Raw genomic sequence first — 26,994 nt, 5'->3', positions numbered from 1 at the left:
ATGAACTTTTCTTGTCGTGTGCGTTCAGCCGCAACGTCGGCCGCTATGTCGCTCGCAATCGTTGCAATTCTTGCAGAGCCTGCATTTGCTCAAGCCGCAGGCATTGAGAGCATCCTTCAGAACATTGTTGATCTCCTGACAGGCAATATCTTCAGACTGATTGCAACAATTGCCGTGATCCTGATCGCGATAGCCTGGATGTTTGGCTACATGGATCTTCGTCGCGCGGGCTACTGGATCATCGGGATCGGCGTTATTGCAGGCTCTTCCGAGCTGGTGAGCACGATTGTTGGGAACTGAGCGCATGTCACTTCCAAAGCCAGTATTTGAACAGGACACACTGTTCATTGCCTGTACGCGACCTGCAATGTTTGCTGGCGTGACTATGGAGGCGATGGGGATCAATGTCATCGTGACAACGATCTTTTATCTTTCAGCCGGCTCCATCGCCTATGCGCTTGTTGGCGTCGTTTTTCATTTTATCTTTCGGGCGCTTATTAAGCACGACCACAACATGTTCCGCATTGTTGTCGCCTGGGCAGAAACACGTGGCAGATCGAGAAACACCCACTTTTGGGGCGGTAGCTCGGTCTCTCCGTTAAAACTCGTCCGTAAACGCGATGGAAGGGATTTTGGTTTTGCCTAAGCTGGACAAACTCAAATCACGTGAACTGGGCCCGGAGACTTTCATCCCTTACGTGCGCCATGTCGATGAGAATACGATTGCTTTAAAATCGCGCGCGTTGATGGGCGTGATTGCGATTGAAGGTGTGTCATTTGAGACTACTGATGTTCTTGATATCAATGCCCTTCATCGTGATCTCAATACACTCCACAGAAACATCGCTGACGAGCGTCTTTCCTTTTGGACCCATCTCATCCGCCGTCGCGATAACAGCTATCCTGATGGCAGTTTCAAAACATTTTTCTCCGCTCAGCTCAATGAAAAATATCGCTCCCGGATGGTGAATGAGGATCTCTTTTGTAATGAGCTTTATCTGACAATCATCTGGTCGCCACTGAGCGATCCTGCTGAAAAGGCGGCAAAACTATTTTCGCGCCTTAAACGTGCACATAGATCTGGAATTGAACTCGATGAGGAGGCTTTATCGCAGCTTCGCGACAAGGTCATCGATATTGTTGCGGGCCTGGAGCGGTTTAAACCGCGGGTTCTTGGCCTTTACGAACAGGGTGGGCTTTTATTCTCTGAGCCAAGTGAAGTTTTGCACCAGCTTGTTGGCGGGCGATGTGAGCCGGTTCCATTAACAGATGGACTTATCGCAAGCGCGATTTATTCAGATCGTGTCATTGTCGGACGCGAAACAATTGAAATCCGCCACGAAGCTGAGAGCCGCTTTGCAGGCATGCTGAGTTTCAAGGAATATCCTGCCAGTACAAGGCCAGGGATGTTGGATAAAGTGCTCACAAGCCCCTTTGAATTGATCCTTTCGCAGTCCTTTTCCTTTGTATCCAAATCTGACGCTCGGTCCATCATGGGGCGTAAGCAAAATCAAATGCTAAGCAGCGGTGATAAAGCAGCATCGCAAATCGATGAACTCGATGATGCAATGGATGATCTCGAATCCAACCGGTTTGTTCTTGGCGAACATCATCTCTCGCTTGCAGTCTTTGCACCCAGGATAAAAGATTTAAGCGACCATCTCGCAAAAGCGCGCACGAGCCTTACCAATGGTGGCGCTGTCGTCGCACGAGAAGATCTTGGCCTCGAAGCTGCATGGTGGGCACAGCTTCCGGGTAATTTTCGGTTTCGTGCGCGCTCAGGCGCAATCACCTCACGCAACTTCGCGGCCATGTCGCCATTTCATTCCTATCCTTCCGGTCAAAAGGATGGAAATGAATGGGGTGCAGCCGTTGCTCTTTTAAAAACTGTATCCGGTTCGCCCTACTATTTTAATTTTCATGACAGTGATCTTGGCAATACGTTCATTTGTGGCCCCTCAGGCGCGGGCAAAACGGTATTGCTTAACTTTATGCTGTCGCAGCTTGAAAAGCATGATCCGCAAGTCGTCTTCTTTGACAAAGATCGGGGCGCTGATCTTTATGTTCGTGCAGCAGGTGGCACATATTATCCTTTGCGAAATGGCAAGCCCACAGGTTGCGCACCGCTAAAAGCCCTCGATCTGACGCCAGACAACAAAGTCTTTCTGGCAAACTGGGTCGGAAGGCTTGTGGGTTCAGCGAAGCGAGAATTATCAGTCATAGAATTGCGGGATATCGCTGCTGCAATTGACGGGTTGGCTGATTTATCCGTGGAGCAGCGCACGATTGGCGCACTTCGAACCTTTCTTGATAATACGAACCTTGAAGGGATCGCTGCCCGGCTTCGTCGATGGGAGAGGGGCGGCCCGCTTGGCTGGGTGTTTGATAACACAAATGAAGAGATCGGGTTTGGCACGTTAGATGCCGGTGGAACGATCGTCGGGTTTGATATGACCGACTTTCTCGATAATGAGGAAATTCGTACGCCGCTGATGGCTTACCTGTTCCACCGCGTTGAGCAACTGATTGATGGCCGGCGTATTATCATCGTTATCGATGAATTCTGGAAGGCCTTGCAGGATGATGATTTCCGCGACCTCGCACACAACAAACTAAAAACAATCCGGAAGCAAAATGGCTTGATGCTGTTTGCAACACAAAGTCCACACGATGCTATCGCTTCCCCCATCGCCCACACCATAATCGAACAATGCCCGACACAGATTTTTCTGCCGAACGCGCGCGGAAATCACTCGGATTATGTGGGCGGCTTTAAACTCACCGAGCGTGAATACGAACTGATTGCGCGGGAGCTTTCTGTCGAAAGCAGGCGCTTTGTTCTCAAGCAAGGCCACCGAAGTGTCGTAGCGGAATTAAACCTCCAGGGTTTTGAAGACGAACTCGCTGTTCTTTCGGGGCGCACAGCCAATGTCGAACTCGCTGACGCAATTCGCATCGAGGCGGGGGACAAGCCAGAAGATTGGCTTCCCATTTTTCACGAACGAAGGAATGCAGGTTAATGACTATGAAGAGATTGCAAAGTGTAGCAGTTTTAATCGCGTTGACACTTTCCGCTCCTGCAGCTCATGCCCAGGGAATTCCGGTTATCGATCGAAACGCAATCCTCAAACAGATAGAGAGCATTACCCAGTTAAAATCCCAACTTGATGCGCTCCACCAGCAAATCGATCAGGCGCAGCAGCTCTATGGTTCGCTCAATAAGCTGACGGATATGGCTGATGTGGCCCAAATCCTGAATGATCCTGCAATAAGGAAAGCATTACCTTCCGATTTTAATTCAGTAGAGCGCCTTTTTAAGGGTGGTGCATCTGATGCTTTAGCGCAGTCCGCTTCAAAGTTCCTTGAGCGTAATTCGACTTACCGGACGAATGCCGATGATTTTTACGCAAAGGAACTCTCGCGTCTTCAAACCAGGAATGCTGGCCAGATGAGCATTGGGCAACAGATCTACGATGCTGCAACAAAACGCATCGATGGTATCGATGAACTGCGTGAGAAAATCACATCAGCGGGTGACGCTAAAGAAATCGCGGATCTTCAGGCCCGATTGCAGGTGGAACAGGCCTTTCTTCAAACCGATCTCATAAGAATGGAGGGACTTAAAATGGTGCAGCAAACGCAGGTTCAGGTTGATAATCAGCGAAAAGCTGAGGATTGGCGTCAGCGTATGGACGCAATGAAAGCGGCATTCAAATGAGGGTCGCTGTCATCGTTGCTCTCTTTGTTTGTTTAATCAGTTGCTCAAACGAAAACAGCTCAACTTATAACGTTGAAGAACTGATCCGGGATGAAGGTCTGCTGAGCCGCATTCTCACTGCGTGCCGTAATGATCCCGGCGGTCTGCAAAAGACGAGCAATTGTGTGAATGCGGAAGCTGCTGATTTCAAGCTTCGTCTTCAGAAAATGCGCGAAGCACTCAGGAAATAAAGCAATGTATCAGGTCTTTGAATTCATTGACGCGCAGTTTAAAGAACTTTTGGAGACCTTTGTTTCGGATGGGACGACTAATATTGCTGCGTGGGTTACGGGCCCGCTTACCGCTGCGGTCACACTATACATCGTTCTTTATGGTTATCTGGTGCTGCGAGGTTCTGTCAGCGATCCGATCATGGAATTTGTTTTTCGTGTGATTAAGCTTGCGATTATCGTCATGCTTGTAAAGAACGCAGGCGAATATCAAAGATACGTCACGAACACGTTTTTCAATGTGCTCCCGCATGAAATCGCTCAGGCGTTAAATTCAGGTGCTGCGCCAGGTGCCAGTACCTTCGATAGTCTTCTGGACAAAGGTCAGGCATCTGCATCCCATATCTGGTCACGCGCGTCATGGCCGATTGATATCGTCACTGGCCTATGCGGACTGATGGTTATCACTGTCAGCTTTTTGGTTTCTGGAATTGGATATGTTGTTTCGCTTTATGCGCGCCTGGCGCTAGCCATTGTGTTAGCGATTGGCCCCGTGTTCATCGCGCTTGCTATGTTCCAAACGACAAGACGCTTTACGGAAGCGTGGATCGGACAGCTTGCGAACTTTGTTATTCTGCAGGTTCTGGTGGTTGCTGTCGGATCATTGTTGATCTCGTGTATGGCTTCAACCTTTACAGCAATTGACGGCTATTCAGACGTTCTCATGCGGCCTGTCGCACTTTGCGCTGTCGGGATCGCTGCTTTGTATGTTTTTTATCAACTCCCTGGAATTGCTTCAGCGCTCGCTGCGGGCGGGGCATCACTAGCCTATGGTTACAGTGCTGCGCGTGACGCAGATGAAGGCAAGCTCGCGCGTGGTACCAGAGGTGCAGGACGAGCAATCAAGCAAACAGCGCAGTTTGTTGGGCAAACGCTCAGATCCAAAGAAACCCGATCATGACGAGCTTTAAACAGCGGCTCGTTCTGCTGTGTCGTTAGAGCAGAGCTAAGCCACTGTTTTCAATGTTTTTATGAAGGAAGCGATTGCTTTTTCTGCGCGTCGATCGTTTCAAATAATCAAAAAAGGACCCTCAAAAATGCTCAGGCTAACCTTTTTATTTACGATAGCACTTGTTCTTGGTGGGTGTGCTTCGCTTCGCGATCCTTTGCCAAAATGTGATGGATATTCCCGTCGGCCACTTAATCGCGCGATGTGGCAATGGGACGGAAATAGCAATCCGCAACTTCACAAATCTGATGCCGAATTATCACCCTTGATGACGCCTTTTCTCGATCCGCCAAAGCATCGGGAGGCGTTCGCCCATCTTGACATTGACGGGTCGCACCGTCCTTGCGCGGAGTGAAGCCATGATCAAGACAAATAATCTTAAGAGCTACTTTGAAAAAGCACGTCGTTTTGATCAGGACCGCATGATGCAGGTTGAACGATCAAATCGTATTGCATGGTCTGTTGCGATCGTGGCCAGCGTTGTCGCGCTTGCTTCTGTAACAGCACTCGTTGGTCTGACGCCTCTTAAAACGGTAGAGCCCTTTGTCGTGCGGGTTGATAACTCAACCGGCATCGTTGATGTCGTTTCTGCATTAACGTCAACTGCTGGCACCTATGATGAGGCGGTGACCAAATATTTTGCTGCAAAGTATGTGCGTGCTCGTGAAGGCTACGTCTGGAGCGAGGCGCAGGAAAATTTCAGAACAATAGCTCTGTTATCAACGCAGACAGAGCAAGATCGCTTTGCAAGCCATTATCGGGGAAGCAACTCAGACTCCCCTCAGGTGATCTACGGCCATAGTGCTACTTCTAAAATTAACATCGCCTCAATTTCCCTGATCAATCCAAATGTCGTTTCGGTACGCTATATGCGCCAGGTCACCCGCGGGGGTGAAATGCGAAACACGCACTGGGTCGCAACGCTTACCTTTTCTTATGCCAACTCTCCGATTTCCTCGACCGATCGTCTGGTTAATCCCCTGGGCTTCGCAGTGAGCGAGTATCGCTCTGATCCGGAGGCAATCAATTGATACGAAAATCCATCATGCTTGCAGCAATAGTTGTCAGCCTGAATTCGGTTGCGCATGCGCTCGAAATCCCACGTGGTGCGCAACAAGATAATCGCGTTCGGTTCGTTAATTATCAGCCCTATAACATTACCAGAGTTGTCGGCTCCCTTCGTTCATCGGTGCAGGTTGAGTTTGCAGCGGATGAAGAGATAGCGCATGTGGCGCTTGGCAATACGGTAGCCTGGGAGGTAGCGCCGGCCGGAAATATTCTTTTTTTAAAACCACGTGAAAAACAACCAATAACCAATATATCCATTATCACCACAAAGCGCGATGGGTCCAATCGCAGTTATCAGTTAGAGCTAACGGTACGCGATGGAACAGTGGAAGCAGGGCAGAACACATATTTTTACGTGAAATTTCGCTATCCAGGCGATGAGGCAGAGGCACGTCGCAGACGTGCGCAATCGCGTGCGCAGGAGGCGCAGGCAAGAGCCGCTGATGATGTATTAGCACTTCATGAGGCCTATGGTCCGCGCAATTGGCAGTATTCTGCACAAGGTTCAGAGGCGTTAGAACCCCACAGTGTCTATGACAATGGCAAGGTTACGACTTTCGCATTTGTCGGCAATCAGGACATGCCAGCAATCTACATTGAAAACGCGGATGGGTCCGAGAGCCTTGTGCCGAAATCTGTCGATGGCAATCTCGTTATGGTTCATGCAATCAGCGCCAAATTCATACTACGCAGTGGCAAGGATGTTTTGTGCGTTTTTAACGAAGCATACAATCGGGTCGGCATTAATCCAGAAACCAGCACGACATCGCCGTCAGTCGAACGTGTTGTAAAAAATGACAGATCAACGCGATAGGTGCGGGGTTAATGGCATGACACAGGAAGAAGACATCCAGATCCCTGGTGAACGTGCTGAGACAACGGCTAGTCGGCGTATTGATAATAACCCTGTTCTTAAACGTGGGGCCGTTGCGCTCGCTGTCGTTGGTTTTGTTGGCTTTGCAATATGGTCGACTTCAGGAAAGAGGAACAAAGATGATCAGATATCGTCTGAGCGTGTTGTCATCCGCCAGACCAATGCCTTTGAACCGGTAAAGGAAAAGACTGAACCGGAACTGCCCAAGCCTGAAGCACAGGTGACACTTCCGACTCCAGGTCTTGAGCCGGTTGTTGAAGAAAAAGATGAATTGCTCGATTCTGCAAGGCGCGCTCCTGTGATGGCTTATAGCAGGGCGCAGACGAGCGGGTATGAACAGCGGGCATCTGCTGATCGCTCAGGTTCGACTGATGACGACTTTGTTGCATTTTCAAACGGCCTGACGGGGGAGAGCCCGGCGAATAATGAACAGCAGCGCTTTGACGGACTTCTTCAACCAACCCGCCTCGAAGGCTCACGCGCCGGAACTTTGGGAAATCGTGATTTTATAGTCGCGATGGGAACTTCTATTCCTTGTATCCTGGAAACTGCACTTTCATCAGATCAGCCGGGCTTCACAAGCTGTATGATTAATCGCGATATTCTTTCTGATAATGGCAGAGTGGTCCTGATGGAAAAGGGAACGCAGGTTACAGGTGAATATCATGGTGGACTTCGACGCGGTCAAAAGCGGTTGTTTGTCTTATGGAATAGGGCAAAAACACCAAAAGGTGTTATTGTTACGCTCGCATCACCTGCCACTGATGCACTTGGTCGCGCAGGTATGGGTGGTCATGTTAATACCCATTGGTGGGAGCGGTTTGGCAGCGCGCTTTTATTATCGATTGTCGGCGATGCTAGCAGTTATGCTAAGAGCCGCCTTCAGGAAACCGGTTTTGATGCGCAGAGTACCGCAAGTTCTGGCCAGCAGGCCGCAGCAATCGCGGTTGAGCAATCAATCAACATTCTACCGACGCTCAATAAGCATCAGGGAGAAGTCGTATCAATTTACGTTGCTCGTGATCTCGATTTTTCTGGTGTTTATCGACTGCGTGTCACTGAGCCGCAAAACCGCATCTTTGATAGAGCGGTGCTTGGCGACTTTGTCCCGGATCCAAATATCGTCACAAAGTAGGGCTGTGTAATGAGCGATAAAACGGATGGAGTTGTTGTACGTGAACTCCTATCACCACTTGCAGTCTTCCTTGCAGATCGATCGCTTTATGAAGTGATTGTCAATCGGCCAGGTGAAGTGCTCACGGAAGGGCCCAAAGGCTGGAGCGTTCATAGTGTACCAGATCTGACATTTGAAAAACTCATGCGTCTGGCAAGAGCCATTGCGACTTTCTCCAATCAATCCATTGATGAAAAACGCCCCATTCTTTCGGCAACACTGCCCAACAATGAGCGCATCCAGATTGTGATACCGCCGGCGACGACGAACGGTACCGTCAGCATCACGATCCGTAAGCCATCGTCGCTTGATCTCACACTCACAGATCTGGAGAATGGTGGTTTCTTTTCTGAGGCCATAAGCTGCATGACAGCAACTAAGCAGGATACAAACCTTGCTGCGCTTTATAAAAATGGCGCTTACATGGAGTTCTTACGCCAAGCAGTCATTGCCCGAAAGAATATTGTTATTTCAGGCGCGACAGGGTCCGCTAAAACCACGCTTTCCAAAGCTTTGATCAAACATATTCCCAATAATGAAAGGGTGATATCCATCGAAGATACACCGGAGCTCGCTCTTCCCCAGCCCAATCACGTGCGCCTTTATTATTCCAAAGGCGGCCAGGGCCTTTCCGGGGCAGGGCCACGTGAACTTCTGGAATCGTGCCTGCGTATGCGCCCGGATCGCATCCTTTTGCAGGAGCTTCGTGACGGAACTGCGTTTTACTACATTCGAAACGTCAATTCTGGCCATCCGGGATCAATTACTACCGTTCATGCAGGCTCCGCAGAACTTGCATTCGAGCAGCTCGCCACACTGGTGAAAGAGTCTGATCCAGGACGCGATCTGGAACGCTCAGAAGTACTTGCCTCGCTACTAATTGCAATCGACATTATCGTTCAATGCAAGCGCATTGATGGTGCGTTCCGGGCGACAGAGATTTACTATCGAGATGCCGCCATTCGGCAGTGCGTGAATTAGCACGTCCGGATGGCGCTTAACGAAGCTCAGCAACAATGTTTGAATTGACCAGATACTTCAGGACAAATTTGCTCAGCGCGGCAAGTGGGATATAGGGTTTAATATCAAAATCGATGTTTGCAGCCTCTGGCATAGCAAGCATCTGAAGAATGCTCTGTTTCCGCCCGTACAACTCCCTGAATTTTTCTATGCTCATGAGCACATGAGCAGGTTTTCCTCTGTCGAATATATATACAATATCATCGCCTTTCTCAGCCTTCTTAGCTGCCGCAACGTTTCGATTAAATTCTCGACTGCTGAAATTGGAAACTTGCATCAAGCACCTCCGGTTTTTGTATGTATCTCGCTGCAACAATGCGAAATGCAATAATATACAATCAACGTATATTGGAGTTTGATATCTCACTGTGCAAACAAGATTTCTGCGTAATTCATCGCTCTATGAAGGACATACAGAATGATAAGTTGCTCACCTTCATACCTGTAGAAAATCAGTTAGTTTGCATGAACGCAGCAGCGAAAAGCAAATTGTTCATAACGCGGTATCAATGGAAACAGCTTGGGAGAATTGGCAATCATCCGGCATTTCTGCTCGTGTTCTTTTACCAATGATAAAGCCCGGGCCGGACTATCTTTAGCTATGTAATCACCGGTCTGCTCCACACAGGCCCTTGCCTCAGCGGTAAACCGAATGTTTATTCAGCCTTGTCCGCAAGCATAGAGTTATAGCGGTTGCGCAGTTCACAAAAGACATCGTCCGCAGCATGAGTGCGACCAGCATCAGCATCTGCATTTCCACGATTGATCAATGCATCAAGTGCAACAAGTCGTGTTTCTCGATCCTCGATCAGGCGAACGCCTTCACGTGTTTTACCCAACTCAGCGCTGATCATGACCTGGCCTTCCTATACGCGTTTATAGTTTTTGATATAGCAGTTTTATCAACTATTATTCATGCGCCAGAAGATCCCGTTGGTCCGGCAGTACGTCAATAAGGCAGCTCTGGAATGTTTTCTTTGCCGACATGCCAAATCCACGGTGTGATTTCGGGCCGGGCATTCATCATATCCTGAAGCGCATTTTCATATTCATCTCCCACATCCGCTCGCACGATAAACATTGCCACTGGGGACGGTTTCTGTTCGGGAAGTGTTATCGAGACAATCGGTTTATTGCGGGGCAAGTTAAAGCGTAAACCTTTGACGATTTTCCGTTTCAATCGTGCAAGCTTTTCCAGCAATTGAAGTTCAACCATATCCTCGAATGGCAACCAGTTTTCATTGACAACCATCAGAGCAATTTCGTCAACAGATGCAATCCCGGCACTGGAAATTGCGAACGTTGCGATGACAATCAGATGAAACGCTTCATTTGAGCGCCAAAGGTCCAGTTCTGTCTCATAGCGCACTGTTAGCCGTCGCGTAGCACTCTCATCAAGCAATAGCGGGAAGGGCATATGACGAACAGTGATCTTCTGTCCTTCCCGGGCGCAGGAGAACTCTTTTACCTCGGCGACGATCATCATGAGCTTTCGGGGCCCGGACTTAGGTGCGAGAGCTTTTTTAAGCGATTGCGTGCGTCGCGCGCTAATTGCATCTTTGTCCGGTGTTCTGAACACTTCCGGTATGTAAAGCACGTCGTTTAGCGGTCCGCTTCGCGTGCTCATTTGCGAGGCTGCATTGATTAAACTGGAGCGTACGCGTCCCCATCCACGTCTGCCTGTCCAGGCTGAGCGCCACTCAGTCAGCTCTCCCGCTTCCCAGAGATAATGAAGCATGGCGCGGAGTGTCAGTTTATCAGACGTATGGCGAATAGCGGATTCTGCTGCTATTTTTGCTTTAGGGAGCGCCGGTCGTGGCCCACGCCTGGTCATTGAGAAGTCGAGTTTAAGGTTTGTCTGACCGCTGTTATCGAACTGAATAGCAGTTCCTATAAGGGGACCAAGTCCCGACAGTTCATAGGGCGGTTGATGTGATGGGCAGTTGGAATCATGTTCGCACCCAGTAAGAGGCATTCGCTTGATCAGATATTGGTCTTCAACCCGCGCTATATACATGGGGATGTGATTTGTCTTGCACATGCACATTGGGCGAAGATGCTGCTCATATGCGTTAGCAAGAAAAGCACGCAATTCTTGAGAGGATTCTTCGAACACCTGATTGTCGATGGTGAACTTTCGCATGAGGCTTGTCCTCCCGCTTCGCTAAATAGCATTGAAACTACATTTTACTATCAAAAATATAAATAGTAAAAGCAAGGTACTGCTTCAGCATTTTTGTTTTAAACGCTTAAGAAGCATGTGTCCGATCAGTCGACGAGGATGAACGGATTTCATGTCTGTTGGCCGCAAATGCCGGGGTTTACAGGCGTGGAGGGAGAGGGGGGAAGGAAGTTTCGTGGCGGTTTGTGGTGGTCGGAGAGAGGCTCCGGCCAAGCTGCCACGGAGAAATGCTATGGCACATGCCAACCAGAAAATATCGCTCAACGCTGGCCGGGAAATCCCTTTCAATAAACTCGTACTTAGCCAGCAAAATGTCCGCAAGACCAAAGCGGGTCTTTCGATTGAAGAACTTGCTGATGATATTGCACAGCGGGGGCTTTTAACCAGCATCAATGTGCGCGCGGAACTTGATGCTGAAGGAAGAGAGACGGGCGTTTATCGCATTCCAGCTGGCGGAAGACGCTATCGGGCACTTGAATTGCTTGTTAGCCAGAAGAAGCTATCTAAGACTGTAGGCATACCCTGCATTGTCAGCTCTGGTGAAACTCTTGAGGTCGAAGACTCGCTTGCTGAAAATCTGAAACGTGTTGACCTGCATCCGCGTGATGAATTTCGCGCAATAAGAGAGCTGCAGGAACAGGGCCTTGATGATGAGGAGATCGCCGCCCGCTTTCACTTGCCAGTATCGACGGTAAAGCAGCGTCTGCGTTTGGCGTCGGTTTCGGCCCGGCTTCTGGAACTTTATGCAAATGACGAGATCAAGCTTGGTCAGATCATGGCGTTTTCAATCACCAATGATCACGCCCGTCAGGAACAGGTCTGGGATGTAGTGTCGCGTTCCCACAACCAGGATCCTTATTACATCCGTAGAATGCTGACCGAAACTGCCGTTCGGGCAAATGACCGTAGAGCGCTTTATGTCGGCGTTGCAGTCTATGAAACTGCTGGCGGTATCACCATGCGTGATCTCTTTGAGCAGGACGGAGGCGGTTGGCTTCAGGATCCGGCACTGCTGGAGCAGCTCGTGTTCGAAAATCTGAAAGCGCATGCTGAGGCTTTGAAGCTGGAGGAGGGCTGGAAATGGGTTGATGAACGCATCGATTTTCCATACGGCCACACATCTGGCTTGCGGCGATTTTACGGGCATCAGCCTGAAATGACAGAAGACGAGCTTGCACGCTATAACGATTTAAAAGCCGATTATGATCGACTTGATGCTGAATATGCTCAGGCTGAAGAATATTCTCAGGATACGGAAGCTCGCCTTGAAGAACTCGGGCATGAAATCGATGCGTTCAATGATCGACCCTACCAGTTTAACCCTGAAGAAGTCGCATATGGTGGCGCGTTTATCTCGCTGGATGTGAATGGCGAGCTGAAAGTCGAACGCGGGTTTGTTCGCCCGGAAGATGAGCCTGTCGTTGCGGAGAAAAGCTCTGAAGCGGATAGTTTCGCAAATACCGGTGACGGTATGGGCGATGATCCAGCTTGTTTATCGCACCATGGGATTACAGAAAGCGACCAGCCATCTCACGCCAATCATCTGGAAGAGGAGGATGAGACAATCCGACCTCTATCCGAGCGGCTTGTTGAGGATCTGACCGCTGAACGAACCGTTGCACTGCGCAATGCGCTGGCCAACAATCCTCTGGTGGCATTCATTGCAGCACTTCATGCATTTGCGCTTAGGGCGTTTTATCGCTCAAACACGGAATCGTGCCTTGAGATTGCGATGCAGAATACAACCTTCGCGCAAACTGTCGGACTTAGTGAGACAGTCTGGATAAAGGAGACTGAGCAGCGGCAAGAAGCTTGGGGACAGGATCTTCCAGATAATTCTGAGGCGCTTTGGGATTATCTGGTGGCCCTTGATGATGCGAGCCGCATGGCACTCTTCGCACATTGTGTGTCGCTATCGCTCAATGCCAGTGTTCAATCATGGAACCGTCGACCACGAGAAAATGCGCACGCCATCGTGCTCGCGAATGCACTGGGCTTTGGCATGGTGGATGCAGGTTGGGTTCCTTCTGTCGAGAATTATCTTGGACGCGTAACAAAGGCACATATCCTTCAGGCAGTTCGTGATGCGAAGGGCGAAAAGTCCGTGCAGCTCATTGATCATCTCAAAAAGCCGGATATGGCCCGTGAGGCTGAACGATTGCTTGAAGGTAGCGGTTGGCTTCCGCAAATGCTGCGGTTTCCACTCGATGAATTGATCCTGGAACCGAACGAAAACGAGGTTGCTGACCCTGTCGGAGACAGCACAGTTCTGGTGGAGACTGGTTCTGAATTGCCTGCGTTTTTAGTGGAGAGCGAGCAGCCTGACGACGAAGACCAGGAAGCAGCAGAATAGCGATCATTACGATGTTCGCACTTAAAGCAAGGCCCGGCGCATGTCGGGCCTTGCTGATTTGAGACCGAGTGGTTTTGGCTTCTCGTCTGAAGCGTAGATGAGAGGAGGAGTTGAGCTGGCTCGTGGTGAACCGGGCGTTTGGAAGAGAGCTTCGGTTGAACTTAATTCCCTGAGGAGTAACACCAATGACCATAAATGAACTCGTTCGCCCGCATGCAGCACGTGTTCCTGAAGCACGCCGTTTACAGTTTTTGCCAGCAATGTTTGGGTGCTCATTATTGATTATCGCGGAAAGTAGCGTTTACAATCTCATGCAGCGGCTTAGTCCGCTCGACTATAGTGGTGGGCTCTGGGAGTTTTATGAGCACGATAATGAGCCGCTTTATTTGGCCCCGAAATGCGACCGGCGATTTCGGATAACGGGTGAAATCACGGGATTTCGTGGTGAAGTGTCGGCTGATGCAGCCGGTATTATCGCAACCTTGTTTACCTTTTCACATCTGTCGTTTCGCTCTCAATCTGATCTGCTTTGCGACGGTTATAGTCGTCTTTATGCCTATGCGGCTTATCATGATGAAGCGGCAGAGATTTTTCAGGCCATTGACTGAAAAACGACATTTGACCGGCTCTGACGCCGTCATTCAAAATCACAAAATTTACTCTCTCTCAGCCCGACTGTCGCCCCGACAGTCGGGCCTGTTTGTTTCAGGAGATGACAATGAATTATACGATTTCCAACCCCTTGAGCTTTCCCTCAGGATATAAAGTCGATATTTCGCGCGGTGAGCGGATCGGGCGTGTTTCGTCTGAATGGTTTTCACGCCCGGACGATCAACGTTTTCTCTCACTTACCGATCTTCATCGCGCTGTCAGCGCAAGGACTGAGCATGCTCGTGTCCGAATTGTGGAAAGCTCTCAAATCCGTGTTGATGCAGCCCGTGATAATCCTGAGCGGCTGTCACTGTTTGTGCCGGGCAATAAAAGCCCGATTGCACCGACCCACTGGAGTTACGGGCAACTCTGCAATCTGGTTGGAGCCCCTACAAGCTATATGCGACAGCTGCCAGCACCATTGGCCGCGATTAATCTGCAGCACGGTCTGCTTAATAACCGGGAGGAAATGGTCAAAACCCTGGAAATGGATGATGGATCGGTCCAACTGCGCGCTGTAACCGGCCCGCAATATGGGCGTATCTGGGATAAGGACCTGATCGAAGCTATCATGAACATTGCAGGCAATGGAACCGGCGAAACCCGCTGGAAAATCCCCGGCGTGCTTGATTGGTCTTCCATGACGCACAATCCCTATGTCGATGTCACCAGGGATACGACAACGCTATATGCAAGTGATCGCGATGTATTTGTCTTTCTTTGTGATGATGCCAATCCGATTGAAGCTGGTCGCCTGCCAAACGGTGACCCTGACTTATATTTCCGCGGCTTTTATGCCTGGAACAGCGAGGTTGGGTCAAAGACCCTTGGAATTGCGAGCTTCTATCTTCGTGCAGTCTGCTGCAACCGAAACCTTTGGGGTTGTGAAAACTTCCAGGAGATAACCATTCGACATTCCAAATTTGCGGCGCAGCGTTTTGTGCATGAAGCGGCACCCGCGTTGGCCAGTTTTACAAACGCGTCGCCAGGCCCATTCATTGCCGGCATTCGCGCAGCGCGTGAACGGGTCGTAGCCCGTAATGATGAGGATCGTACCGACTTTTTGCGTAAGCGTGGGTTTTCGAAAGTCGAAACCAGTCAAATCATCCAAACCGTGTTTCAGGAAGAAGATCGCCCCGCCGAAACGATATTTGACTTCGTGCAAGGCATTACAGCATTCGCGCGCGGGAAAACGCATCAGGATGCGCGGTTAGAACTCGAAGGCAAAGCTCGAAAGCTGCTCGAAAATGCTGGGTGATGCGGATTGTAATTAAAAAAAGAGGGCCATCGGAGACCGAGGCCCTATAAATTTTGAAGGTTAAACCTTCAGAGGGGAACAGCTGGACGCGGAAATGGGAGGAACGCGCGTCACAGCTGCGGTCCTTATGCCTAAATATTTATCATATTGCATCTAATATTTGTGCAATTCAGCTATGAGCTTTAAGCAATGCTTGGGGGATACGACTCTTATGTTACCGAAAATCCAGTCGTAGGCTCGATTCTATACCCAAAGGGTCGGACACACGCCGACCTCACTTTCTATGATTGCAATGGGCCGACTGCGGTCTTCCGCTTCGCGTGCAATGTCGGCATTCGGGTTCCCAAAAGTTTGCGGAAAGCGGTCGTTTCGCTTTTCATAGTGCTAACGACCGCGAAGGGAGACCACGCCATGGTCAGAAACCGAAGTCGTTGATGTGCGAGAATCTGGCAACAAACTCTCGAAGTTTCGGCGTGATGTATCCTGCCAATGGTTCTGCACGACGCCGCTTCCTCAAGGGGAGCGGCGGCGCAGAAATGTGGGTCATTAGTGGTTGGCGGTGTCAATAAGAAAGGCGAATGACACGCACCTACTGTATTACCTAGAGGGATGGAACTTCGCTATTCGCCGCCTTCGGTGGCAGTTTAAGTGTTGCCCCGATTGGGCCGACGCTTATTTCCGGCCCTAGTCCCATGACCGCACCGAGCGCCGCAAGCGAGCTAACATTTCCGTCACCTTTCGCGCCCATCTGGAAAAGCACAGCACAGGCGCCTTCGACTCATTTTTCTGGAAGCTGTGCGCTTTCCTTGTTGGTTGTCCCCATTGCAGTCTCAATAACCCAGCTCGCGCGGTTGATGTCCATTCCATACCGCTGGAGTTCCTGCATAGTAGCTTCGTCAATTGCGGACATATCGAGAAATGCCCGCGCTTTGAAGGGAATGAGGAGTGTTTCGTCGATGACTGTCACTTGCTCGATCCGTCGCTTCGCGGAGTTCAACGCTTCATAATATCCGTCGTCGAGCAGAATGGCCGAGAGGCTGACGATGTCTTCCTCGACCGGAATGGGGGTGCGTTCTGCATTTTCCGGAAGGTCGAGCGTGCCGGGCTTGCGGGAAAACAGCTCGATCATGAAGGGGAAGCCCTGGTCCGAAGGCTTGTGGAAGCGGTAAATTTCTTCTTTTTTTAATGCTACGTTCGCGTGCCTGATAGCCGCCAGCATCCAGAAATTCTTTGAAAGCGGTGCCGAAGGCGGCATCGACCACTTCAACGCAAAGCCCCATGTCGATATGCTTGGTGGCCCTGAAATCGAGGCCAGCTTCATCGAACACGAGGTCGCAGGCCGCGCCACCGATGATGGCGTAGTGGTCCTCATGGCCAGCGAAGTATTTCTGAAACTTATCGATGCCGGTTACCAGGTTAGGTTCTCCAAAAGTCCATCCGCAGCCATGGCGACACGCTCGTCGCGATGACCCGGGAATTGTGCGTACAAGGATAGGACGTCCACTTAATGGGTGTCGGACAAGGCGGCCGGATCGTAGGACCATGTCTCGATGATGCAGTTAGCTTCGTCGCGGTTAGTTTCAGCCAGGTTCGCAGTTTGCGAAATTGCTTTCCAGTCGCTGGCGGCGAAGGCGAACGTCTCGATACGTGGATTAGGCCGCACACTCATAAACCGGGTTTTCAAATTGGTCTGATTTTGATTCACTGAAGCCTTGATTTGGAGGCTTCTCATGACCCGTCGCCGGTTTGATCTCACCGATTTCAAGTAGTGTGTTATTCAACCGTTGCTACCGAACAAGCCGCGCGGCGTGCGCCGTGTTGACGACTGGCGTGTGATCAACGCTATCTTGTGGCGGTTTCGGACAGGCTCCCCATGGGCGGATGTTCCGGATCGATATGGTCCGTATACCACATGCTACAACCGGTTCGTGCGATGGCGCAAAGCGGGTGTCTGGGATCATGTTCTGGGCGAGATTTCCAAAGCTTTCGATGACGATATCATCATGATCGATAGCTCCTGTGTCCGTGTTCATCGACATGCGGCGAAGGGAAAAAGGGGGATCAAGACGATGGCTGCATGGGACGTTCCCGTGGCGGCCTAACCACCAAAATCCACGCAGTTGTCGATGCTGATGGTCGATCGATCCGTCTAGCACTTACAGCTGGCCAAGCCCATGATGGCCGTATGGCGGAACCGTTGTTACAGACAATCTCCAAGGGTGCGATCCTGCTGGCGGACAAGGCCTACGATACCAACACTATACGAGCATTTACAAAGCAACGGCAAGCATGGGCCAATATTCCGGCCAAAAGCAATCGGACGGGACGCTATCCTTTCAGCCAATGGGTTTACCGACAACGCAATCTCGTTGAGCGTTTCTTCAGCAAACTCAAACAGTTCAGAGGTATCGCTACCCGTTATGATAAAGACCCGATGAACTTTCTCGCCGCCGTCAAATTGGCAGCAGCTAGAATTTGGATCAGATCTTTATAAGTCTACGGCCTGGAACAAGAGCAGCAGCAAAAGAAGGGACGCGACGAGCACGAGCGTTAATCGGCTATGCGACACGATTACATTTATAACTCACCTCCCGATCCGAAGGCCCACGATGCGTTTGCAATCTTGTTTTGGCTCGTGCTTGGACTGGTTGCAATCGTGTATGTTGCTACTGTCATTCGGGACTGGTTCAATGCAGCCGTTGCCTGGATGACTTTTACGATCAGTTCCATGGCGAGTTTTTGGCCGTTCTGAACCGAGCATTATTATCATCGAGTTTTTTGAGGCCCGTTATTGAGTTTCAATGACAAAAGGTCGTTTCCCCGTTTGAGCGCTCTATCTCGATAGACGCATTAGCGTATATAAATTGTTTATACGTCTTAGCGTATATATCTCAATAATTCGAATTCGCGTATATTGAAAGAATATACGATGACGCGTATACTATGGCCTGGAGGCTCGATGAACCAACAGATCGCCCGTACAGAAAAACAACTTGGCGCTATCATACGACGTGCCCGCAAGCAGGCAGGTCTGAGCCAAGGTGTGCTTGGTGAACAAATTCATATGCGTCAAGGTACGGTTTCACGCCTTGAAGCTGGTGAGCCAGCGGTACAGTTGCACACCTTGATGGAAGCCCTTTCTGCACTTAATTTAGAATTGGTTGTCCGGCCACGCAGTCAGAGTGATGCCTCCGACATTGAGGACTTGTTCTGATGACGCGAAAGCGGGTCCACGTTCCTCTTAATATATTCCTGAACAGCCGACATGTCGGCGTACTACGCCGCGAAGCTACAGGCGCAGTCGACTTTCAGTACGGATCAAGCTGGCTGAATTGGCGTAATACATTCCCGGTGTCATTGTCACTGCCTTTGCGCGAAGACCGGTATATAGGCACTCCTGTCATCAATGTGTTTGATAATCTTCTTCCTGACAACGACGTATTGCGCAGGCGTGTCGCTGAGCGTGTTGGTGCGGACGGTATTGACGCTTTCAGTCTCCTGACTGCGCTCGGCCAGGACTGTGTGGGCGCACTACAGTTCTTGCCCGACGGTGTAGATCCGGGACCTGCCGGCAATAGCGAGGGTAAACCGGTCAGTGACGATGAGATTGCTGACATCATCAAAAACCTCGCGTCCGCTCCGCTTGGTATGGGGGAAGATCAAGATTTTAGAATTTCGATTGCGGGAGCACAGGAGAAAACTGCTCTGTTACGCAAAGGTGGACAGTGGTTCAAACCTTTAGGTACTACGGCGACAACTCATATTCTCAAACCACAGATTGGTCAGCTTCCAAATGGGGTTGACCTTTCCAATAGTGTTGAGAATGAGTATCTCTGTCTGAAACTTTTGCAAGCAATGGGTGTCCCCACGGCTAACGTTGAAATCACAGATTTCGGTGGACGCCGCACGTTAATCGTAGAACGTTTCGATCGCCTTTGGGCGAAAGACGGAAGATTGCTTCGATTGCCACAAGAAGATACTTGCCAAGCGTTGTCGATCCCACCCACCAGAAAGTATCAGTCCGATGGTGGCCCAGCTATGCGGGAAATCATCAATCTGTTAAAGGGCAGCGACACGCCCGATGTTGATGTTACGCTATTCATGCGCGCCTGCATCTTGTTCTGGCTACTCGGCGCGACGGATGGGCATGCAAAAAACTTCAGTATTTTCCTCGGGCCGGGTGGCCGTTTCAGAATGACGCCGCTCTATGATGTGCTTAGTGCACAGCCGAGTCTTGATGAGAGGCAGATTTCGCGCAAGAAATTTAAACTCGCCATGTCGATTGGCAGAAACCGGCACTATACGATTTCGGACATCGTGCCGCGTCATTTTATTCAGACTGCAGATCTTGCCGGTGTTGGTATCTCAACGATGAATGCAATCTTCGAAGATATTGTCGAAAATGCTGAACTGCAGGCTGAAGCCGCTATTGCTGCGTTACCCGTTGGTTTTCCGGATCAGTTAGCAACTTCAATTATGGGCGCTTTGAGCTACCGCATCCGACTTGTTGCTGCCTCACTTTCGTGAGTGTTAAATTCGGATGTGAGCGCATTAAGATATTCATACATGCCGTCTGGGAAGCCTTCAGTCGCCACATAACATAGGCTTAGTCCCTATCCAATGAGCTGCGCTATTCGGATATTGCTACAACGGCCATGGCCAGATCGATGTCTTCCGGGACTGGCACTGTAGCGTTGAATATGTCGAGATAGCTTTTTCGTTTACGAGGTGAAGCGCTGCCGGCTTCAACTTTCTCATGCACCACCTTCAATAATCGTTTTGCACTAGATTTTAGCTGAGCTTCGACGTCCATTATGTGGTTATTGATATCAGCGGGAAGAGCAGACGGTGACGTGCGGTTGCGCTTGGATGGCAACTTGACGCTCAGATTGACCTTTCTGCTATCTGGCTGTTTCTTGTAACGACCTTCTGCAACGGCTTCTGTATCTCCACCGCTACTATCTAGCTGAGGTTCCTCATGCAGTTGAGGCTGAGAAGGACGGGCGATGATATTCTGCTCTGGGGGCTTGCTGCCTTCAACCACATATTCGCTCGTGAGTGCTGGTATTGGCCTATGGGGCAAATATTCAATCGTCGGGACATCAGGAACATGCGATTGCGAATAAGCTTCAGCGGATTTAAAGGGCTGTGTGTTGAAAAATCGCAGCTTGTCGCCATAGATTGGTCGTTGTCCTTCGACTAGCAAGATCATCTTGCTTTCTGGCATTTGCAGCACTTCTTGCGGCATCATCAAATCGCGCTCGCGAATTTGCTCAACCTTTGTACGACGGGGTAAACCGAGAATTTCGATGGTACGGGATGCATATTCCGCTGTGGCCTGGTCGTTGGCACCCAGCACCAGCTGATAACCACAGTTGCCAAGAAGCGAGTGACGCGAAGTCTCGCCATAAATCTCATCGAGATTTTTGAGATCCTGAATGATGATAGCAAGCTTGATATTATAGCCGGCCACATAGGCAAGCTTCGTCATAATCTCATCCATCTTTTTAAGCTGCCGAAATTCATCAAGCAAAAAATAGACAGGGAGCGAATTGGGATCGTGTTCCAGTGTCAGGATGTTCATGACTTGCTGCACGAACAATGTGAGAAGCGGGCGCAAGATCGTAATATCGGTAATACCGGGTGCCAGATAAATAGGGTTGTGTTGGAAAAATTCGAATTGAACAGAGTGCGGCTTAATTCTGGGCGCAATTATGCTGCGAGTGCTTCGAGCTGTTGTTTGATTGAGCATACTTTCTGATCTGCACAGACGCCTTGCTGTTTGCGCATCATATGAATGAGTTCAATGCCAGAGAGCGTGATGCCGGCTGAGGTTTCGGATTTGAAACCAAGCATGGAGCGTGTGCGTCGTTTGATGCGGCGATGGTCCTGCTCGATCATGTTGTTCATATATTAGCTGAAGCGAATGGCAATAGGTTTGCTAGGCCGCACACTCATAAACCGGGTTTTCAAATTGGTCTGATTTTGATTCACTGAAGCCTTGATTTGGAGGCTTCTCATGACCCGTCGCCGGTTTGATCTCACCGATTTCAAGTAGTGTGTTATTCAACCGTTGCTACCGAACAAGCCGCGCGGCGTGCCCCGTGTTGACGACCGGCGTGTGATCAACGCTATCTTGTGGCGGTTTCGGACAGGCTCCCCATGGGCGGATGTTCCGGATCGATATGGTCCGTATACCACATGCTACAACCGGTTCGTGCGATGGCGCAAAGCGGGTGTCTGGGATCATGTTCTGGGCGAGATTTCCAAAGCTTTCGATGACGATATCGTCATGATCGATAGCTCCTGTGTCCGTGTTCATCGACATGCGGCGAAGGGAAAAAGGGGGATCAAGACGATGGCTGCATGGGACGTTCCCGTGGCGGCCTAACCACCAAAATCCACGCAGTTGTCGATGCTGATGGTCGACCGATCCGTCTAGTGTCAATCAGCGTGCAAAAGTTACCAGGTTCCGGGCGGAAACAGCGATTAAAAGTTTCCACCTGGTTGTGATCCAATCCGGATGAATATCCGGAGAACCTGTGGTGATAACAATGGAATTGATAGCCGAGATACGTCGCCGACATTTTGTTGGTGGCGAGAGCATAAGTGCGCTTTCTCGTTCAGTCGGTCTTTCACGACCGACGGTGCGCAAGCATCTGTTGACTACGACAGCGCCTGTATATTCGCGGGCTGTTAAACCCGGTCGGCGGCTAGGTTGTTTTGAAATGAAGGCGCTTACGATAGTGTGCAGCGTTATGTGCAGCGCTGGAAACGCAACAATCACTCTGGTGCTACGGCTTCTGGAACCGGCATCAAGGCAGAATTTGTTCCACTTGCCTTTTCGCCTGGTGAGGCGTGTCAGTTCGACTGGAGTCAAGAACGTATTGAGATTGGCGGAGTTGTCCAGACCGTCAAAGTCGCACATTTCCGTCTGGCGCACAGCCGCCAGTGTTTTGTGGTTGGCTGTCCACGGGAACGCCAAGACATGGTGTTTGATGCTCATGCCAATGTTTGAATAGGGGCGTTTGCATTCTTCGGCGGGGTTCCTGTTCGTATGATCTACGACAACTTGAAGCCCGTTGTAGACTTGATCTGCGTCGGCAAAGAACGACAGTTTAATCGCCGGTTCTTAGCTCTCGCCAACCATTACTTGTTTGAGCCTGTTGCATGCACACCCGCCTCTGGTTGGGAGAAAGGCCAAGTGGAAAATCAGGTCGGCAATCTTCGTGAGTGGCTTTTTACACCGATGGCGCGCTTTGCAAGCTTCGATGATTTGAATGTATGGCTGTCTGTTCGTTGCCTGGAACTGGGAGCTCGTAAGCATCCCGCTTATGGCGAACAGACTATTGCCGAATGTTTTGAGCGTGAGAAGCAAGATTTACGTCCTGTTCGCGCAGCCTTTGATGGCTATGTCGAGCAAATGATGCGTGTTTCCAGCACATGCCTGGTTCGTGTCGATCGCAACCGCTATAGTGTTCCAGCTGATTTTGCCGGAAAGATCATTTCCGTTCGAACAAGTGCGACAAGGATCAAAGCTGTCGCAGACAACCGGGAAATAGCTGACCATCCCAGAAAGTTTGGCCGTGATCAGCTTATCTGTGATCCGTGGCACTATCTCCCTGTCCTGGAACGCAAACCCGGTGCGCTACGCAATGGCATTCCATTCAGGGAGTGGGATTTGCCCAGTGCAATCAGGACTGTCAGAGATCACATCCTTGGTCAGTCGCGTGGTGATCGTGCATTTGTGGAATTGCTACAGATCGCTAGTCAGCATGGGTTGGAAGCCCTCGACATTGCCTGTCAACTTGCGATGAATGCGGGCACCGTGTCGGCCGGTGTTGTCATGAATGAGCTGCGACGCCTCGTTGAACCACCGAGACCCCAAGCTGATGAGGATAATGACAGGTTGCGCCTGACCATTGAGCCTTTGGCCGATTGTGCCCGCTACGACATGCTGCTGGGAGCTGCTAATGCCTATTGATAAACTAGCACAACTCAAGGCTATGCATCTTTATGGAATGGCCACGATCTGGAGCGAATGGTTGGCGGAAGAGGTTAGAAAGCCGGTTCAGCCAGACATCTTTTTGGAAAAACTCTTTGAAGCTGAAATCGTTGACCGGCAGGTAAGAAGCCTGAAATATCAGCTGAAGGCCGCCCGCTTTCGGGCCCACTGTGACCTTGCCGGGTTTGACTGGAAAGAGGCAACAGTCTCGCGCTCACAAGTCGAGCAACGGGCAACTGCGGCGTTCATGGAAACAGCGCACAATATCATTCTAGTTGGTGGAACCGGAACAGGCAAAACTCACCTTGCGACAGCAATCGGCGTATCTGCCGTGCATCACTCCAAACGCATCCGTTTCTTCAATGCCGTTGATCTCGTCAATCTCCTGGAAAAGGAAAAGCGTGATGGAAAGGCAGGCAATCTCGCAAAGCAGTTACAACAGATCGATGCTGTTATTCTTGATGAGCTTGGCTATTTGCCGTTCCCCGCAGCCGGTGGTGCGCTACTATTCCATCTCATCAGCCAGCTCTATGAGAAAACATCGCTCCTGGTCACAACAAACCCCTCGTTTGCCGAATGGGTCACCGTATTTGGGGATGCCAAGATGACAACCGCTCTACTCGACCGCATTACCCATCACTGCGTAATCATAGAAACCGGAAATGATTCATTCCGATTTAAACAGCGCAAAAGAACAACCCAAATTACCAACTAAAACTGGAAACTTTTAAACGCTGATTGACAGCTTGGCGACATCGATTCCGACAAAAGCTTCTTTATAATCTGCCATGGCTCGTCCTCCTGTGATGAGGATCAGCTCGGCCCGTCCGAGCAAACCTCGGAAGACCAGTGTAGGGCGAGCCACCTCAGGCGCAAAGACGGACATACGGTCTTACGTCGTAGGCTCGATTCTATACACAAAAGGTCGGACACACGCCGACCTCACTTTTTATGACTGTAATGGGGCCGGGAGCGGAATGTCGGCTTCTGTCCCGTGGGCCCTTGAAGTGGACATTAAGCTCTGACTAAGCAGCCTGCCTGCTGGCAAAATGGTCATCACAATACGTTAACAACAACCTTCCCCTTGGCGCGCCCGGTTTCCACGTACGCTAAGGCATCGGGCGTCTGCGCAAAGCAAAATACCTTGTCCACTACCGGACGGATAGTGCCAGCGTCAATCAGCTTGGCGATCTCAACCAACTGCCGCCCATCGGCGCGCATGAACAGGAAGGAATATTCAACACCCCGGCTCTTTGCCTTCTTCAATACTCCCCTGCTCAGCATTCGCATGACAAAGAGAAGGAAAAGGTTCAGCCGCAGAGATTTGGCGAAGGGAACGTCCGGCGGGCCAGAGATCGAGATCAATCGGCCACCTGGTTTCAGCACGTTCAGTGATTTGGCCAGCGTCTTCGCATCCTGACTGTTCAGCACCAGATCATAACCGGACAGCACCTGTTCAAAATCATGCGTCTTGTAATCGATTACTACGTCTGCGCCGAGGCTCGTGACCAGCTCTGCATTCGCGGGGCTCGTGGTGGTTGCGACGATGGCGCCGAGATGTTTTGCGAGCTGGATAGCGAAAGTACCCACACCGCCGGAGCCGGCTTGAATGAACACCTTCTGGCCGGGCTTAACCTTACCCACCTCAACAAGCGCTTGCCAGGCGGTCAGTCCGACCAGTGGGATCGAAGCGGCCTGCTCCATCGATAAGCTTTTCGGTCTCAGTGCTATGTCGTCCGCATTAACCGCAATCATCTCCGCAAAGGTGCCAGCACGAAGATCGCGCGGCCGGCCATAGACCTCATCCCCCAACTTGAACTGTTTGACATTGGCGCCAACGCGCAGAACCGTTCCGGCCAGATCATGGCCCAGAATGAAGGGCGGGCGATAGGGCAAGAACAGTTTGAATTCGCCGTCCCTTATCTTGGAATCCAGAAGGTTTATCGCTGTGGCGTGGATGCGAACCAGCACATCATTTGCACCGGTCCGGGGTTCGGGTACGTCGGCTAGGCGCAGCGGCCCCTTCTTCTTGTACTTGTCGACGACGAAGGCTTGCATTGACTTTCTCCGCTGTGAAATTTTGATGAGATCAGGCCGCCAGAAAGCTCAGGGCTTTCGGCACGAACTGGGCATGATATTGAAATATCCCGCCATGGCCGGCATCCTCATAGACCTCGAGCTCGGCATTGAGGATGCGCCGCGCCATATCGCGACTATTGGTTGTCGGCACCATGATGTCATTGTCTCCGTGGGCCACGAGAACAGGAATGTGGATGCGCCCCAGATCCTGAGGTGCCCGACGACCCCAAGCTTTGATGGCGCTAAGCTGACGCAGGAAGGCACGCGGTGTAGGCCTTTTGTCGCGATTGATCTTACGCTCTTTGAGACGTGCCAGAAAGTCATTCGCTGCGCGACGACCATTGTTAGTCGAGGTGAAGAACAGGAAGGTCTTGGGGTCACGAAACGTCACTATGCCCTTGAACATCAAAGGCCATGAGACGGCTCCGACGCGTTCAATACCAGCTCCACCTGCAGGGCCGGTACCGGTCAAAATCAACTTGCGAACCAGATCGGGCGCTTTCAGAGTGATATCCTGCGCCACGAAGCCGCCCAGCGAGAAGCCAAGCAGATCGACGATCCGGGGATCAAAATTATCCAAAACCGCACCCCAGTGGTTCAAGAGTACCAATGGCACACCACCGCGTGGACCGAGTTCGCGATACGCGAATTGAGTCTTCCCAGCCGTGATGAAACGGTTGGGCGCGTCGGTATAGCGGTCTGCCGCGACTGCCGCTGTGAAAGCGTCTGTCATGATTGCTCCTGCTTGCCGCGCTATTGCGGCCCATATTAGTTTGCTTGTGGATTCAGGCGATATTGAACTGCTTGCGCAGGATTCGGTCGAACAGCGTGCGCGGCAGGAAGCGCCGGGCAAAGGACGTTTGGCCAGCCGCCTTACCCGAGGGGTAACGCAAACGCGGCTTCCTGGCCTGTGCTGCCGCAAGAATGGTCGTCGCGACATCATCCGCCGTATCGCCTGCCGCCATCGCCGCATTGAATGCAACTTGGTATCTGGCAAATGTCTCACGATAGGCTGCAACCGGGCGGTCGCCCTGCGGTGAGTTGGTTTCGATGGCGGTCTTGGTGGCCCATGGCTCAATTACTGCAACACGGATGCCGAACGTCCGCACCTCATGGTCAAGGGATTCGGAATAGCCCTCAATAGCGTGCTTGCTCGCCGTGTAATAGGCACCGTATGGGCCCGGAATAAGTCCCACGACCGAGCCGATGTTCAGTATCCTACCATAACCCTGCTGACGCATGATCGGCAAAACCGCATTCGTCACCCGCACCACGCCCAGGAAATTGGTGTCTGGACTTGCCCTGATTTAATGGAGAGGTTCTGTCACTAGTTTACGTTTTATCATCTCGAACTGGATCGGTGATTTATACCCGAGTGCAGAATGTCTGCGCAC

General features: G+C 50.8%; 27 protein-coding genes and 4 pseudogenes. 20 read left to right on the top strand and 11 right to left on the bottom strand.

The window, feature by feature from the left end:
• The 11 genes from WH356_RS22585 (at position 1) to virB11 (ending at position 9,033) form a co-directional block, all read left to right on the top strand.
• Positions 1–300 (top strand): TrbC/VirB2 family protein, encoded by a 300-nt coding sequence (locus WH356_RS22585; RefSeq protein ID WP_339514902.1) that lies wholly within the window; start codon positions 1–3, stop codon positions 298–300.
• A gap of 4 nt (positions 301–304) precedes the next feature.
• A complete protein-coding gene (locus tag WH356_RS22580; RefSeq protein ID WP_339514900.1) occupies positions 305–646 on the top strand; it encodes a type IV secretion system protein VirB3 in 342 nt (113 codons plus the stop codon).
• Positions 621–3,020, top strand: coding sequence for a VirB4 family type IV secretion/conjugal transfer ATPase (locus WH356_RS22575; protein ID WP_339514898.1), 2,400 nt, complete (start codon positions 621–623; stop codon positions 3,018–3,020). Before WH356_RS22580 ends, WH356_RS22575 begins: the two co-directional genes overlap by 26 nt.
• Complete coding sequence (gene virB5, locus WH356_RS22570; RefSeq protein WP_339514988.1) at positions 3,020–3,718, top strand: P-type DNA transfer protein VirB5; 699 nt, start codon at positions 3,020–3,022, stop codon at positions 3,716–3,718. The genes WH356_RS22575 and virB5 overlap by 1 nt, the downstream gene beginning before the upstream one ends.
• Positions 3,715–3,948 (top strand): EexN family lipoprotein, encoded by a 234-nt coding sequence (locus WH356_RS22565; RefSeq protein ID WP_339514896.1) that lies wholly within the window; start codon positions 3,715–3,717, stop codon positions 3,946–3,948. Before virB5 ends, WH356_RS22565 begins: the two co-directional genes overlap by 4 nt.
• Positions 3,949–3,952: 4 nt before the next feature.
• Positions 3,953–4,888 (top strand): type IV secretion system protein, encoded by a 936-nt coding sequence (locus WH356_RS22560; RefSeq protein ID WP_339514894.1) that lies wholly within the window; start codon positions 3,953–3,955, stop codon positions 4,886–4,888.
• A gap of 136 nt (positions 4,889–5,024) precedes the next feature.
• Positions 5,025–5,291 (top strand): hypothetical protein, encoded by a 267-nt coding sequence (locus WH356_RS22555; RefSeq protein ID WP_339514986.1) that lies wholly within the window; start codon positions 5,025–5,027, stop codon positions 5,289–5,291.
• Between the two features lie 4 nt (positions 5,292–5,295).
• Positions 5,296–5,967: a virB8 family protein gene (locus WH356_RS22550; RefSeq protein WP_339514892.1), complete on the top strand. Its 672-nt coding sequence runs from the start codon at positions 5,296–5,298 to the stop codon at positions 5,965–5,967.
• A 14-nt stretch (positions 5,968–5,981) separates the two neighbouring features.
• A complete protein-coding gene (gene virB9, locus WH356_RS22545) occupies positions 5,982–6,818 on the top strand; it encodes a P-type conjugative transfer protein VirB9 (protein WP_339514984.1) in 837 nt (278 codons plus the stop codon).
• Positions 6,819–6,834: 16 nt separating this feature from the next.
• Entirely contained in the window at positions 6,835–8,013 is a 1,179-nt protein-coding gene (gene virB10, locus WH356_RS22540) for a type IV secretion system protein VirB10 (RefSeq protein ID WP_339514890.1), read from the top strand.
• Between the two features lie 9 nt (positions 8,014–8,022).
• Positions 8,023–9,033, top strand: coding sequence for a P-type DNA transfer ATPase VirB11 (virB11, locus tag WH356_RS22535; RefSeq protein WP_339514888.1), 1,011 nt, complete (start codon positions 8,023–8,025; stop codon positions 9,031–9,033).
• Positions 9,034–9,049: 16 nt separating this feature from the next.
• Here virB11 and WH356_RS22530 read toward each other — a convergent pair whose 3' ends face one another.
• From WH356_RS22530 to WH356_RS22520, 3 genes are all read right to left on the bottom strand, one after another.
• Positions 9,050–9,349, bottom strand: coding sequence for a type II toxin-antitoxin system Phd/YefM family antitoxin (locus tag WH356_RS22530; protein WP_339514886.1), 300 nt, complete (start codon positions 9,347–9,349; stop codon positions 9,050–9,052).
• A gap of 379 nt (positions 9,350–9,728) precedes the next feature.
• Positions 9,729–9,926 carry a type II toxin-antitoxin system ParD family antitoxin gene (locus WH356_RS22525; protein ID WP_421566560.1) on the bottom strand — a complete coding sequence of 66 codons (198 nt, stop codon included), beginning with the start codon at positions 9,924–9,926 and terminating at the stop codon, positions 9,729–9,731.
• A gap of 95 nt (positions 9,927–10,021) precedes the next feature.
• A complete protein-coding gene (locus WH356_RS22520; protein WP_339514884.1) occupies positions 10,022–11,215 on the bottom strand; it encodes a DUF1173 domain-containing protein in 1,194 nt (397 codons plus the stop codon).
• A gap of 271 nt (positions 11,216–11,486) precedes the next feature.
• Between WH356_RS22520 and WH356_RS22515 the strand changes: the two genes are divergently transcribed.
• The 3 genes from WH356_RS22515 to WH356_RS22505 all read left to right on the top strand — a co-directional run bounded on the left by WH356_RS22515 (position 11,487) and on the right by WH356_RS22505 (position 15,516).
• Positions 11,487–13,607: a ParB/RepB/Spo0J family partition protein gene (locus tag WH356_RS22515; RefSeq protein WP_339514882.1), complete on the top strand. Its 2,121-nt coding sequence runs from the start codon at positions 11,487–11,489 to the stop codon at positions 13,605–13,607.
• A 185-nt stretch (positions 13,608–13,792) separates the two neighbouring features.
• Positions 13,793–14,215, top strand: coding sequence for an antirestriction protein (locus WH356_RS22510; RefSeq protein ID WP_339514880.1), 423 nt, complete (start codon positions 13,793–13,795; stop codon positions 14,213–14,215).
• Between the two features lie 110 nt (positions 14,216–14,325).
• Positions 14,326–15,516, top strand: a complete 1,191-nt coding sequence (locus WH356_RS22505) for a DUF932 domain-containing protein (protein ID WP_339514878.1) — start codon at positions 14,326–14,328, stop codon at positions 15,514–15,516.
• Positions 15,517–16,294: 778 nt separating this feature from the next.
• Here the strand turns inward: WH356_RS22505 and WH356_RS22500 are convergent.
• Together WH356_RS22500 and WH356_RS22495 are read right to left on the bottom strand one after the other, a co-directional pair.
• Complete coding sequence (locus WH356_RS22500) at positions 16,295–16,783, bottom strand: hypothetical protein (RefSeq protein WP_339514876.1); 489 nt, start codon at positions 16,781–16,783, stop codon at positions 16,295–16,297.
• A 237-nt stretch (positions 16,784–17,020) separates the two neighbouring features.
• Positions 17,021–17,248, bottom strand: coding sequence for a hypothetical protein (locus tag WH356_RS22495; RefSeq protein WP_339514874.1), 228 nt, complete (start codon positions 17,246–17,248; stop codon positions 17,021–17,023).
• Positions 17,249–17,291: 43 nt separating this feature from the next.
• On the opposite strand from WH356_RS22495, the gene WH356_RS22490 reads away from it, so the two are divergent.
• The 3 genes from WH356_RS22490 (at position 17,292) to WH356_RS22480 (ending at position 20,043) form a co-directional block, all read left to right on the top strand.
• Positions 17,292–18,010, top strand: a protein-coding gene (locus tag WH356_RS22490) for an IS5 family transposase (RefSeq protein WP_339514982.1) whose coding sequence is annotated in 2 segments (ribosomal slippage) — positions 17,292–17,562 and positions 17,562–18,010 — 720 coding nt in all. Because the reading frame shifts where the segments join, the coding sequence is not laid out codon by codon here.
• Between the two features lie 465 nt (positions 18,011–18,475).
• On the top strand, positions 18,476–18,730 hold the full coding sequence (locus WH356_RS22485; protein ID WP_339514872.1) for a helix-turn-helix domain-containing protein: 255 nt from the start codon (positions 18,476–18,478) through the stop codon (positions 18,728–18,730).
• On the top strand, positions 18,730–20,043 hold the full coding sequence (locus WH356_RS22480; protein ID WP_339514870.1) for a type II toxin-antitoxin system HipA family toxin: 1,314 nt from the start codon (positions 18,730–18,732) through the stop codon (positions 20,041–20,043). Before WH356_RS22485 ends, WH356_RS22480 begins: the two co-directional genes overlap by 1 nt.
• A gap of 103 nt (positions 20,044–20,146) precedes the next feature.
• Here the strand turns inward: WH356_RS22480 and WH356_RS22475 are convergent.
• Positions 20,147–21,172: pseudogene (locus tag WH356_RS22475) on the bottom strand (type IV secretory system conjugative DNA transfer family protein); the annotation flags it as partial.
• Between the two features lie 56 nt (positions 21,173–21,228).
• A pseudogene (locus WH356_RS22470) lies at positions 21,229–21,429 on the bottom strand (DDE-type integrase/transposase/recombinase); the annotation flags it as partial.
• Between the two features lie 151 nt (positions 21,430–21,580).
• Here WH356_RS22470 and WH356_RS22465 point away from each other — a divergent pair.
• The 3 genes and pseudogenes from WH356_RS22465 to istB all read left to right on the top strand — a co-directional run.
• Positions 21,581–21,957: pseudogene (locus tag WH356_RS22465) on the top strand (IS5 family transposase); the annotation flags it as partial.
• Positions 21,958–22,061: 104 nt separating this feature from the next.
• Positions 22,062–23,500: pseudogene (istA, locus tag WH356_RS24155) on the top strand (IS21 family transposase).
• Positions 23,490–24,236, top strand: a complete 747-nt coding sequence (istB, locus tag WH356_RS22450) for an IS21-like element helper ATPase IstB (RefSeq protein WP_339514864.1) — start codon at positions 23,490–23,492, stop codon at positions 24,234–24,236. The pseudogene istA and the gene istB overlap by 11 nt, the downstream one beginning before the upstream one ends.
• Before the next feature lie 12 nt (positions 24,237–24,248).
• On the opposite strand, the gene WH356_RS22445 is transcribed toward istB, so the two are convergent.
• The 4 genes from WH356_RS22445 to WH356_RS22430 form a co-directional block, all read right to left on the bottom strand.
• Positions 24,249–24,407, bottom strand: coding sequence for a hypothetical protein (locus WH356_RS22445; RefSeq protein WP_339514862.1), 159 nt, complete (start codon positions 24,405–24,407; stop codon positions 24,249–24,251).
• A 170-nt stretch (positions 24,408–24,577) separates the two neighbouring features.
• Positions 24,578–25,579, bottom strand: a complete 1,002-nt coding sequence (locus tag WH356_RS22440) for an NADP-dependent oxidoreductase (RefSeq protein ID WP_339514860.1) — start codon at positions 25,577–25,579, stop codon at positions 24,578–24,580.
• A 31-nt stretch (positions 25,580–25,610) separates the two neighbouring features.
• The gene (locus tag WH356_RS22435) at positions 25,611–26,333 is read right to left on the bottom strand and encodes an alpha/beta fold hydrolase (protein WP_339514857.1); all 723 of its coding nucleotides are present in this window, start codon (positions 26,331–26,333) and stop codon (positions 25,611–25,613) included.
• 52 nt (positions 26,334–26,385) lie between these two features.
• Entirely contained in the window at positions 26,386–26,865 is a 480-nt protein-coding gene (locus WH356_RS22430) for an SDR family NAD(P)-dependent oxidoreductase (protein WP_445253720.1), read from the bottom strand.
• Positions 26,866–26,994: the final 129 nt, after the last annotated feature.

The organism is Ochrobactrum sp. MYb379, assembly GCF_037479515.1.
In the GTDB taxonomy this organism is placed as follows: Bacteria; Pseudomonadota; Alphaproteobacteria; order Rhizobiales; family Rhizobiaceae; genus Brucella.
The sequence above is the reverse complement of the archived record's forward strand: the minus strand, read 5'-3'. Positions and strand labels throughout refer to the sequence as shown.

What these genes read in the sequence shown, in the direction of transcription:
- WH356_RS22585 (WP_339514902.1), top strand. Translation starts at nt 1, where the DNA reads ATGAACTTTTCTTGTCGTGTGCGTTCAGCCGCAACGTCGGCCGCTATG.
- WH356_RS22580 (WP_339514900.1), top strand. Translation starts at nt 305, where the DNA reads ATGTCACTTCCAAAGCCAGTATTTGAACAGGACACACTGTTCATTGCC.
- WH356_RS22575 (WP_339514898.1), top strand. Translation starts at nt 621, where the DNA reads ATGGAAGGGATTTTGGTTTTGCCTAAGCTGGACAAACTCAAATCACGT.
- virB5 (WP_339514988.1), top strand. Translation starts at nt 3,020, where the DNA reads ATGACTATGAAGAGATTGCAAAGTGTAGCAGTTTTAATCGCGTTGACA.
- WH356_RS22565 (WP_339514896.1), top strand. Translation starts at nt 3,715, where the DNA reads ATGAGGGTCGCTGTCATCGTTGCTCTCTTTGTTTGTTTAATCAGTTGC.
- WH356_RS22560 (WP_339514894.1), top strand. Translation starts at nt 3,953, where the DNA reads ATGTATCAGGTCTTTGAATTCATTGACGCGCAGTTTAAAGAACTTTTG.
- WH356_RS22555 (WP_339514986.1), top strand. Translation starts at nt 5,025, where the DNA reads ATGCTCAGGCTAACCTTTTTATTTACGATAGCACTTGTTCTTGGTGGG.
- WH356_RS22550 (WP_339514892.1), top strand. Translation starts at nt 5,296, where the DNA reads ATGATCAAGACAAATAATCTTAAGAGCTACTTTGAAAAAGCACGTCGT.
- virB9 (WP_339514984.1), top strand. Translation starts at nt 5,982, where the DNA reads ATGCTTGCAGCAATAGTTGTCAGCCTGAATTCGGTTGCGCATGCGCTC.
- virB10 (WP_339514890.1), top strand. Translation starts at nt 6,835, where the DNA reads ATGACACAGGAAGAAGACATCCAGATCCCTGGTGAACGTGCTGAGACA.
- virB11 (WP_339514888.1), top strand. Translation starts at nt 8,023, where the DNA reads ATGAGCGATAAAACGGATGGAGTTGTTGTACGTGAACTCCTATCACCA.
- WH356_RS22530 (WP_339514886.1), bottom strand. Translation starts at nt 9,349, where the DNA reads ATGCAAGTTTCCAATTTCAGCAGTCGAGAATTTAATCGAAACGTTGCG.
- WH356_RS22525 (WP_421566560.1), bottom strand. Translation starts at nt 9,926, where the DNA reads ATGATCAGCGCTGAGTTGGGTAAAACACGTGAAGGCGTTCGCCTGATC.
- WH356_RS22520 (WP_339514884.1), bottom strand. Translation starts at nt 11,215, where the DNA reads ATGCGAAAGTTCACCATCGACAATCAGGTGTTCGAAGAATCCTCTCAA.
- WH356_RS22515 (WP_339514882.1), top strand. Translation starts at nt 11,487, where the DNA reads ATGGCACATGCCAACCAGAAAATATCGCTCAACGCTGGCCGGGAAATC.
- WH356_RS22510 (WP_339514880.1), top strand. Translation starts at nt 13,793, where the DNA reads ATGACCATAAATGAACTCGTTCGCCCGCATGCAGCACGTGTTCCTGAA.
- WH356_RS22505 (WP_339514878.1), top strand. Translation starts at nt 14,326, where the DNA reads ATGAATTATACGATTTCCAACCCCTTGAGCTTTCCCTCAGGATATAAA.
- WH356_RS22495 (WP_339514874.1), bottom strand. Translation starts at nt 17,248, where the DNA reads ATGAGAAGCCTCCAAATCAAGGCTTCAGTGAATCAAAATCAGACCAAT.
- WH356_RS22485 (WP_339514872.1), top strand. Translation starts at nt 18,476, where the DNA reads ATGAACCAACAGATCGCCCGTACAGAAAAACAACTTGGCGCTATCATA.
- WH356_RS22480 (WP_339514870.1), top strand. Translation starts at nt 18,730, where the DNA reads ATGACGCGAAAGCGGGTCCACGTTCCTCTTAATATATTCCTGAACAGC.
- istB (WP_339514864.1), top strand. Translation starts at nt 23,490, where the DNA reads ATGCCTATTGATAAACTAGCACAACTCAAGGCTATGCATCTTTATGGA.
- WH356_RS22445 (WP_339514862.1), bottom strand. Translation starts at nt 24,407, where the DNA reads ATGTCCGTCTTTGCGCCTGAGGTGGCTCGCCCTACACTGGTCTTCCGA.
- WH356_RS22440 (WP_339514860.1), bottom strand. Translation starts at nt 25,579, where the DNA reads ATGCAAGCCTTCGTCGTCGACAAGTACAAGAAGAAGGGGCCGCTGCGC.
- WH356_RS22435 (WP_339514857.1), bottom strand. Translation starts at nt 26,333, where the DNA reads ATGACAGACGCTTTCACAGCGGCAGTCGCGGCAGACCGCTATACCGAC.